8 protein-coding genes are annotated in these 9948 nt (G+C 44.5%); all 8 read left to right on the top strand.

The genetic code is table 11. The annotated features are described in order from the left end of the window. The first annotated feature begins 632 nt into the window (after nucleotides 1-632). Nucleotides 633-1202 carry a common pilus major fimbrillin subunit EcpA gene (locus EQV24_RS05995; protein WP_130626321.1) on the top strand — a complete coding sequence of 190 codons (570 nt, stop codon included), beginning with the start codon at nucleotides 633-635 and terminating at the stop codon, nucleotides 1200-1202. Nucleotides 1203-1269: 67 nt separating this feature from the next. Next, complete coding sequence (locus tag EQV24_RS05990; protein ID WP_013097897.1) at nucleotides 1270-1944, top strand: hypothetical protein; 675 nt, start codon at nucleotides 1270-1272, stop codon at nucleotides 1942-1944. A 54-nt stretch (nucleotides 1945-1998) separates the two neighbouring features. After that, nucleotides 1999-4491: a TcfC E-set like domain-containing protein gene (locus EQV24_RS05985; protein ID WP_130626320.1), complete on the top strand. Its 2493-nt coding sequence runs from the start codon at nucleotides 1999-2001 to the stop codon at nucleotides 4489-4491. A 4-nt stretch (nucleotides 4492-4495) separates the two neighbouring features. After that, nucleotides 4496-6112 (top strand): hypothetical protein, encoded by a 1617-nt coding sequence (locus EQV24_RS05980; protein ID WP_058651726.1) that lies wholly within the window; start codon nucleotides 4496-4498, stop codon nucleotides 6110-6112. A 17-nt stretch (nucleotides 6113-6129) separates the two neighbouring features. Beyond that, complete coding sequence (locus tag EQV24_RS05975) at nucleotides 6130-6804, top strand: hypothetical protein (protein ID WP_013097894.1); 675 nt, start codon at nucleotides 6130-6132, stop codon at nucleotides 6802-6804. A 99-nt stretch (nucleotides 6805-6903) separates the two neighbouring features. Further along, nucleotides 6904-7641, top strand: a complete 738-nt coding sequence (locus EQV24_RS05970; RefSeq protein WP_095427539.1) for a winged helix-turn-helix domain-containing protein — start codon at nucleotides 6904-6906, stop codon at nucleotides 7639-7641. Then, entirely contained in the window at nucleotides 7616-8089 is a 474-nt protein-coding gene (locus tag EQV24_RS05965) for a hypothetical protein (protein WP_058678672.1), read from the top strand. Before EQV24_RS05970 ends, EQV24_RS05965 begins: the two co-directional genes overlap by 26 nt. Nucleotides 8090-8459: 370 nt before the next feature. Further along, complete coding sequence (locus EQV24_RS05960) at nucleotides 8460-9947, top strand: EAL domain-containing protein (RefSeq protein WP_130626319.1); 1488 nt, start codon at nucleotides 8460-8462, stop codon at nucleotides 9945-9947. Nucleotide 9948: the final 1 nt, after the last annotated feature.

Raw genomic sequence — 9948 nt, 5'->3', positions numbered from 1 at the left:
ATCGCTTTGAGTGAAAGCGGCGAAGAACAGCAACACGTTGTGATAAATGCGCGAAATAAACCGTATCATTCGAATACCAGGATTTTTATATTATTCGCGGAATATTCTTATTTTTATAAATAACCAAGAAAATAATGAATTTCTCGTGCGTTATTACTTTTAGGTTGCGTATAAGAATTTTCCTTGATTTATTTATTTGCGTTAGGAATATTTCATTTTTTACTAAAATGGGTTGTTTTTGTAGCATTTTTTTAACAAGTTTTTTCTTTTCTGAGGGTTTTCATAGTTTATTGATTTGAAATGTTTTTTAATCCTTTGAATCTTTTTTTAATTTTGATTTGCATCAAAAAGCAAGAATGGATGAAAATTTTTTAATTTGATTATTTTTTAGATTTAAAAACTTAGTTATGAATTTTTATGGTTTTAAGTTCTAATCTGTAGGTGTTTACTTATCTTCCAGACAAGAAAATTCCTAATGATGTTGAGGATTTGATAATTTCATGCTGTTGCTGTTAACAATATCTCGGAACATAATTTTTCGGCGCGGCAATTCTCGCTCGCAATTAAATGGAGCTTCCCGGTTACTTATTATGAAAAGTGCCAGGTTGCGCGTTTGTTCTTAGGAGAAGAAAATGAAAAAATTATTACTGGTGGCCTCTCTGGTTTCTGTTTTCGCAGCAGCAAATGCAATGGCTGATGTTACTGCATCTGCCACTGCGTCATGGGATGCTACAGCAACAAAAGATACAACTAGCATGCTGGTTGTTACTCCGCTGAACTCGCTGACATTCCAGTATGCGGAAGGTCTGAATGCTTTTAATACTCAGGATGGTGCTTTTGACATTACGATCCAGGGACAGGAAAGTGCAACCGACTTTGAACTGACTGCACAGGTCATTAGCAATACCCTAACCAATGCAAGCGGCGATGCATCTACTCTGGATGTCGGTGTTGCCTGGAACGGTAATGCACTTTCCAGTTCCGCTGAAACCGTTCTGGTTAATGCCTCATCAACTTCTGGTCTGGAAAGTCTGATGGCTGACGGTGCTTATAACGGTGCTGAACGCGTGAGCGATCAGTCCAGCTTTAAGTTCTCTATCGCCTCTGCGACGTCTGATGGTTCAACAGCTGTCACTGACTATTCTGCTTTGCCTGATGGCTACTGGACAGGCGATGTGAAAGTACAGTTCAACGCGACCTAGACCACGCCTGCGTAATGAATGAAAAAATTCGGGAGATTTTTCTCCCGAATTTCTTAGGAATGTACTGATGAATAAATATTTACCCTTTGCCATATTGGCGGGGATCGCTACGTCTTTTTCCAGTTGGGCAATTAATGTGGGTGATATCACGTCGATAATGACTTCCGAGCAGAGTTCATTATCGAAAGAGATTATCAACACGACGAATTCCGCACGCTATGTCAGCGTTACGGTGAAACGACTCTCATCACCGTTGCCTGATGGCACCGAAATAAGCATTAATCCAGGCGAATTACTATCTACACCCGCCAGCCTTATTCTTCCAGGCGACGCGAAAGATGTTTTCCGCTTTTTCTATAAAGGGCCAGAGGATGATAAAGAACGCTATTATCGCCTGCAATGGATTGATGAACCTGTGAGCGAAAGCGCAGCAACGAAAGCGGGCAAAGCCGCGACGGCAACGGCTTCAGCGGAAATTGGGACTATTTTAGTTGTAGCTCCGCGTAATGAGCGCTTCAACTACAGTCGTCAGGACGATTTGATCATCAACACAGGTAATGTCTCTTTCCGCGTGATTGCCTATGGCGTGTGTAAGGATCCCGCTCAGGACCAGGGGCGGGGATGCCGGGAACGCTATTACGTTATGCCTGGAACCAAAATAAGGCTTCAAAAAAGCGATGTATCAAACAGCCGCACTCGTATTGGCATTTGGCATGGCAAGCAATTTATTACAGTGAAGTAATGCACGACGCCATTACCGGTGCCAATAATAAAATGCTGAAGTGTAAGGATGCATATGTCATTTAAATATTTTATTGGAGGGAGTGTATTTCTCTCTTTAGCGTTAACACCAGGGGCAGTTCATTCCGCCCCCGTTAAAATTGGTCATTATGTCATTCCTGGTACTTTTGCGCGCTCTCTGGAGCAAGGGATGACAGTTCCGGTGTTTATTCGGTATCAAGAGACGGACGAAAAAAGCCAGCAAAAAATTGCTGATGCGGTGATCTCATTGGTTGACGGGAATATTACAGTCAAATCGATAATGGTTTCTGACTTGCCAAACAATGCTGTGCTGGCGGATAAAACGCGCGAGATGGTAGAAAAAATAGGCAATGTGAAATTTAAGGACAACACCGCTATTGCCCTTACGCCTGAAGCACGTCTTCAACTGAACATTTCATCGTTCCACCTGGAGATGATCGTCAGCAGGGACGCGTTGACCGAGGCTGTTGTGGCGCGCAGCTCCTTGTTAGGTCCGTCAAGCGTTGACCGGTTAACTAACGTGCTCAATTACAGTTTTGGTACCTATTACAATGATTATCAAAACGGCAACAGTTCCCGCAGCTATTTAACGCTGGATAATACAACGTCACTTCGTGAGCACCATTTTAATATTAATGGTTCGGTATATGGTATTGGTGAAAGTAATGGTTCCAGCAACGTTTATCGGGCGATGTACGAGCGCGATTACGAAGGTTATCGCCTGGCATTAGGAATGCTTGATACGTGGAATGTCCAGTCTATTGCCAGTCTTAACGCCTTAAACGGCGGAAAAATCTACGGTGCAAGCTACGGAAATAAAGGCAGCACCGTTGTCGAAAATACCTCCCTTTCGCTGACCCCGATTACGGTCTTTTTACCGGCAGCAGGGGAGGTGCATGTATTTCGTGACGGACGCCTGCTGAGCGTTCAGAACTTTAACATGGGCAGCTACGAAATTGACACCAGCCGTTTCCCTTACGGGGTGTACGACGTTACGGTGGATATTGTCGTCAATGGGCGCACGGTCAATACCCGCATGAGTCGCGTAAATAAAATCTTCTCACGCCAGCAGGCGGCGGGGCTGCATGAGATCTCATGGCAGGTTTTTGGCGGCTCGCTTGATTACGATCGCGTCAGTTATAAGCGCAATCATTACCGTGACTTAGGCAGTGAACAGAGCTGGATTGGAGGGGGCGCGGCTTCTCTGACGCTGGCGGTGCTTTCCGGCCTGAATATGAAGTCAACGCTTTACGGTTTTGATTCCAATGCGGTTAACGAAACTGATATCACGTTAAATGTGAACGAATACGTGAGTGTGGGTGCGCAAACGATGCTGGCAAATGATGGAACCTGGCGAAATGTCAGCAATGTGAATGTCAGCGCACCCGGTGGATTTGGCTCAGTGTGGGCCTCTCGGGAAGACAGCAAAATTGGTGACCGTTTGCCGGTGCAAGAACGTGATAACTACTCCATTGGCGGCACGATCAACCTGGGAAGCGTTATTCCACACGGAGGATCGCTAACGCTAAGCCAGACGGAAAACCGCTATTCAGGCAATAAGTATCGCAACATAGATTACAGCACAACACTTTATGCCGGACGGTATGCCACTGTCGGTCTGCGGGCGGGTGTACAGCGCTACTTCTATAACAACACGAATGATGACGGTCGTCAGGAGCGTTATGTCAGCCTGGACTTCTCGTTACCACTGGCTTCCTGGTTAAGTGTGGGCGCATCGCGCGATCGTTACGGTGCGACGCAGGGCAATATCAGCGCTCGTAAACAGTTTAAAGATGGCCCAATCACCTCAGCAGGCGTTTCTGCCTCGACGCGCCTGAGCGGAGAGCAGAATTACGGCAACGATTATTCCGTCAATGGCAATGTCAGTTACAGCACCCAATATAACGCCGGGACGGTCTCTGTCACTCGTTCAGCAGATAACTCGACTAACATGAACTTCTCTTCTCTCGGGGCAATAGCCTGGGCTGGCGGTGATGTTGGTCTGAGTAATGAGCGACAACGCTCGGGGATCATTGTTAAAACGGGTCTGGCAGGCGATGGAAAACTGGCAGCAAAAGTCAATAACCGCAATTACCTGCTGAGCGGTAAATCGACCTTTATTGCGCTCCCTCCGTATGCGCAATACAAACTGGAAATTATGAACGACCGGAACTCCGAAGACAGCTTCGATATTGTTTCCGGACGCAAACACGCGATGAACTTGTATCCAGGGAATGTGAGCGTTGTTGCACCGGAAGTGAAAAGTATGGTGACCGTATTTGGTCGCGTCCGCTATCCCGATGGGCAACTGGCGGTGAACACAGATATCCATAATCACATAGGCAAAACTCGGACTGACGGGAAAGGTGAGTTTGCGATCGATATCGATAAAAAGTATCCCATCATTACCCTGGTATCAGCTAATGGAAGTATCTGTGAAGCCGATTTGGATCTGGATAAAGCCAGGGGGGCCGCGTGGGTGGGTGATGTTAAATGTGCACTGCAATCGACAATGGCGCAGAGGTAATTCTATGAAAAAAAGTGCAAATATTATTATTCCTTTACTCATTGTCGGTGCCTTAACACCCTTTACAGCGAAAGCGTTGACGGCGACATCCTCCGGATCTGTCAGTAATAATTTTATGTTTATCGAAAATGCCATTGATGGTGAGTACTTTATTACTCCTTCCTCGCTTGATCCACGTTTCAGCGGGTCGAATACCTGGGTGAAATATGGAACTTCCCAGGTAAGTCTAGGCTATTTAGGCTACGTAGGTTGGACGGCACCGGCGAATAACTATCAGGATATGTGGATTGATAATTCCCCAATCGATGGACCGTTTAGCGGTATTCGTTGCTACAGTGGAACGCAGTGCCCAACGACAGGGTATATTACGGGTCAGGGAACGGACAGCAACGGTTTCTACCATGCTCAGGTCGGGTCTGTCGCCGGTGTGGTCGGCGGGGCATATGGGTTTGCCTCCCTGAGTGACTCTGCCTACGAATATTTCCGCAATATGGCCACCGGAAGTAGCGAAACATATGTTTTCAATCGCTGTTATACCTCGGTCAATTATGATTACGCGGCAGGCGAGCGCTGCAAAGATCAGTCCTCAGGACGCTGGAACTACGTAAACTACACGTTAACCAAACGCGGCCATCTGGCACTGGAATCGACCAGCGCCTTCCAGGAGCTGTGGATTGCAAGCGACGGCACGCCGAGTATTACCAATGATTCAGGTGCCTGTGAGTTGGGCGTCGTCAGTAACGTGAGCGGTGTTATCTGCAAAATGGTCAGCTATAATCTTCAGCAGACAGCTAACCTGACGGCATCATTGACGTTCAGGGCGTATGTGGATTCAACAGCGCTTGGATTTACCCCTGCAGCGGCCACCGTGCGGTATTCCGGTAATGGCTCCACATGGTATAACTTCAGTGCCTCGACGGCGTATTACAACGTGTTCACCACCAGCGGTGAATATGTGTACCTCTTTTTGTCGCAGACATTTCTCAAAAATCTGGTCAATGCGGGCGTCAGTATTACGAATAGCCAGCCGTTTACCTTTGCGTTTACTAATGCTCTAACACCTGAGTCAGGTTATTACCAGTTCACGCCTTCGTTACAGCTTAATATCGTACCTAAGGAGTATGGGATAAGTATTATTTCATCTAATAATACAACGTCTGCTAGCGGTAGCGGCACTATTGGCGAGGATACGCCAATAAGAATGGATTATACCGTTACTGTTTCAGGCCCTCGCCAGGCTGACAGCATTACCGCGCAAGTTATTGGCGATAGCACAACGTTAAATGACACGCCGTACTGCCTGTTTACGTCCGCACAAGGTGGAGTAAGCGTGCCGATACCGGCCTATCTTGAGTATAACAACCAGTCAGGTAGTGTGACTCAGGCAAGAAATAGCTGTGGTGAAGCGGCCATAAGCCTGAATGATGCTCTGTGGCAACAAACGCCCTGGGACGCCAACAACACTGATGACGGGAGTTACTTCAATACCCGTTTATCACTGCTCTTTCCGATGGACGATTCTCGCTCTGCTTTAACGGTATCAGGTTCTGACTGGGAAGGCGTGGTCAGCGCCAGTGGGGAGATAAAAGTCATGGCGAACTGGGTAGGGGTGACAAAATGACCGGATGGCGTGTGGCTATGATCGTTACTGGTTTGGCTCTCCTGGCGTTATTTAGCCTGCCCGCACGCGCCTTGTATCTTGATTCAACCATTTTTGACATGGCGGCGGATAAATCCTTTATCAGCAAACGTGTTTTTAATGACAGCCACAAGCAGAATATTTACAGCATTTCGGCGGTGAAAATTGATAAGCCCGGGCCTGGCGGGGAGCGTCGCCAGGCTATCGAAGAGGGCGAATTACTGTTTGCACCGCTTAATTTCTCGCTTGCACCGGATGCAGGAGAGTTTTTCAAGATTTTCTATCGTGGTCCGCAGGATGACAAGGAGCGCTACTACCGTGTGCAGTTTACTGAAATGCCCATCACCCTTTTCCCGGAGCGCAACAGGGGTAAAAAGAGCGAAGCGATACCAGCTATCGCACTGGAAACCATTCTGGTTGTTCGGCCACGAAAAATGAATTTGCATTATATGCTGGATGAGCAGAAAGGGGTTCTTGAAAATACAGGAAATACCTTTTTTAAAATCATTGTTCAAAAGGGGTGCAATTCGACCGATGATGAAGCGACCATTCGCTATATTCTACCGGGAGAAACGTACCGAAGCCCCGAACTGAAAGCACAAAATAAAAAATTTATAGTGGCTTTGCAAAAGTATATCCCTGTTGGTAGTGGATGTTTTACACATGCCTCATAAAATTGGAACAAACTATTCTTGTATTGCTAACTATCTGGTGTGAATATATTCTGTATCGTATGTGAATCTCGTCAAAGATAAAAATAAGAGTTTATCTGGATGAAAAAAATAATTAACGGTCAGGTTTTATACGATTCAGAGCAGAGGGTATTAAGTGTGCAAGGTGAAAGGATTATCCTCTCTGCACCAACCTCAAGGTTACTGGAACTTTTCATTGATAATAACTATAAGCAAGTAAACCGGGAACTGATCATCGAAGAGGTCTGGGGAAAACATGGCATGATACCCTCAGGGCATAGCCTTAATAAAAGCGTGAGCATATTGCGCAAAGCTTTTTCATCGTTAGGCTTGAACAATATAATCGTCACGATCCCGCGCGAAGGGTTCCTTTTTCAGGCCCGGGTCAGCAGCGTGAATGATGATATCAAGAGTAAAAGAATAACGACCACCCAGTTAGATATTGTTGATAAGGCTTTTCAGTATAGACGGTGGCCGCAGCTTATCCTATGGTGTGTTTTCACTTTTATTGTCTGTGCAGTTATGGTTTTTTTTCTCATATTAATGTTTCGCAATAACGATGGGGTAGTACATATATTGAAATCCGGCTCGTGTGATTTTTACACCACAGATGATAATTCATCAGTGAAGTTATCCCGATTTTTGAATTCACCAAATTGGCAAAAACACAGTTCCATTTGTGAAGGAAGAGATAAAGTCATCATATTTTATGATGACAATAACTTATCGGCAGGTAATAAACTGAAAGAGTATTTCTTTAGCGTGTGTAAAATGGAGCAAAAAGGAACGGTGCATGAGTGCGAAAATTATCTTTATTAGTATGTTCGCTGCGGTCATGGTGATATTTCTTTTTTTGCTTAATCGCCCTCGTATTCCATCGGCTTTTGTGTGTACGGCTAAAAGCCATGTTTTTCTCCATACTCAAAAAGAGGGGGTGAGCATTGAAGGTGAGGTTTTGTTAGTTTTGAGGATTTCGTCTGCAGAGGAAGGTGCTTTCTCACAAGTTGGGGTGCTGGATGTTAACGGTAAACATTATGCTATTAATCGCTCCACTACGTTGAGCTTCCTTAGAGAAGACAGTGATGGTTATTTGCGTACGCAACGCATTGCGGTGGTAAAAAATGATAACGATGACTTGCCTGATGAAATAACCAACCTGCTCATGTCTAAGCAACAACTCTTTTATTACAAGATCATACATATCACCGATAACGTTTATGGGGTCAGGGATCTACGGCGCACGCTGATGGTCTGTCGAGCAAAGTAACGTGACAATGAGGACTTCTCTTTGGCGTGATTCTCTTCATCTTGTGAGTTTCACAGACATTAATTCTGCAATTTTTCTTTTTGTTCTTATTTTATTTTGTCTGGTTCTGAATGTAAGTGCATTAATTTGTACTGTATTAGGATAAGGAAAATTTCTGTATCTGCTGCGGAAATATTCTTATCATTGTGGAAAAAATATGATCTTGACGGAGGGAGGGACCATTAAGATTAACCATTTCTTGTTCTTGTTTTATTAAGGCGGATATTGTCTACCGGGCATTGGATGTTTTGCGAAAACCAAAGCAAATATAATCTTTCTCTCTGTACGATAGAAGGAAGCGATTTTCAATTAAACTTTTACGGTGATAATTATGAACACGAAAAAGGTCTTTCTGCTCAGTTACGACATTTATCTTTTCTCAGGAATAAGGTCATTTCTGCCTAATCTGGTACTCGTTGATTCTGGAACGTTTGTTTCTGATTCAGACATTTTAATGCCACAGTACAACAGCTGTTTGTTAATCATTGATAACAGAGTGCCATTTTGTATAATACAAAAATGGCTGCAAAGAAATAGCAGCCAGTTTATCTATGTTAACAGTATTGTTCTCACGATGAGTGACAGTAAATGTATCAATCGAGGCTGTGAAAATAGTGAGTCTGTTAACGCTAAAGTAAGCTGTAATAGCCTTATTTCTGTTCTAAAAACTAAATTGATGTCAAATGTGCAGGGGGGCGCTCCGTCAACATTGGGCTGCGTTGATAGATTTCATTTAAGTGATTTTGAACAAGAGATGATTTACGCCTCTTTCACTAAAATGGGGCTGGAAGAATTTTGCAAGGCAAATTCTTTAACGCCAAAATCGCTCTATCGTTATCGAGATAAAATAACTCATCGCCTGAGTTTTGATAACTTTAATGAGACTATAATTTATCTTTCCAGAAATGGTTTTTTGGCAGAACGATGGGGGGTACATGACAACAAGAAAAGCCAAACAATGACAGAGGGTATATTTGATAGCAACGAAGCTAATAGATTAACTCTGGCTTTGAAAAATGATGAGATTGTGCCTTATTTTCAACCCATCGTCGGAATTAAAGGAGAGCTGTGTGGCGTTGAGGTGCTGGCGCGGTGGCCTTCAGGCCACAACTATGCCATTTCTCAACGTGAGTTCATCCCGCTGGCGGAAATTAGTGGTCAAATAAACGATCTGACAAGTTATCTGATGAATAAGGTCGCGAGTCATTTAAATCACGATATTACCTGGCATGGACAGTCTTTTTTTGTGGCGTTTAACGTGAGCCCCTCAAATTTGAGTAACCCTGTTTTTTATTGGGAATGCCTCAATTTTTTGGAATTAACGGAATCACTGCCAATAAAATTGATGATTAAGATTACTGAAAACCAGACACTGGTAGTCACGCCTGCAATAAAAGAGTTAATCCGTTCGTTACGTAACCGGGGTGTCCTCTTTGCTCTGGATGATTTTGGAACGGGATACGCCAATCTGTGTTGTCTGAATGAACTCGAGCTGGACGTGATTAAGATTGATAAGATCTTTATCAAAGGGATCCATGCAGAAGATCAGACGCTGCCGATGCTGGAATCGATCATTAATCTGGCTGGCATTCTGGGGTTACGTACTGTTGCAGAGGGCGTGGAGTATGCCTGTCAACGCGAATGGCTTATCGCCCATAAGGTTGATTTCCTGCAGGGGTATTATTTCATGCCACCTATGGCACTGGCTGAATTTCATCGCTATATGCAGCAGTATGGCTCCGCAGCAATAGGGTCTGCATGGAGGAGAAAAAGACTAAATTCAGACCCAATGCAAGTGGAGCGTTGTCGCTCACTATAGA

This window comes from Enterobacter sp. A8, from assembly GCF_004296595.1.
Classification (GTDB): Bacteria; Pseudomonadota; Gammaproteobacteria; order Enterobacterales; family Enterobacteriaceae; genus Enterobacter; species Enterobacter cloacae.
The sequence above is the reverse complement of the archived record's forward strand: the minus strand, read 5'-3'. Positions and strand labels throughout refer to the sequence as shown.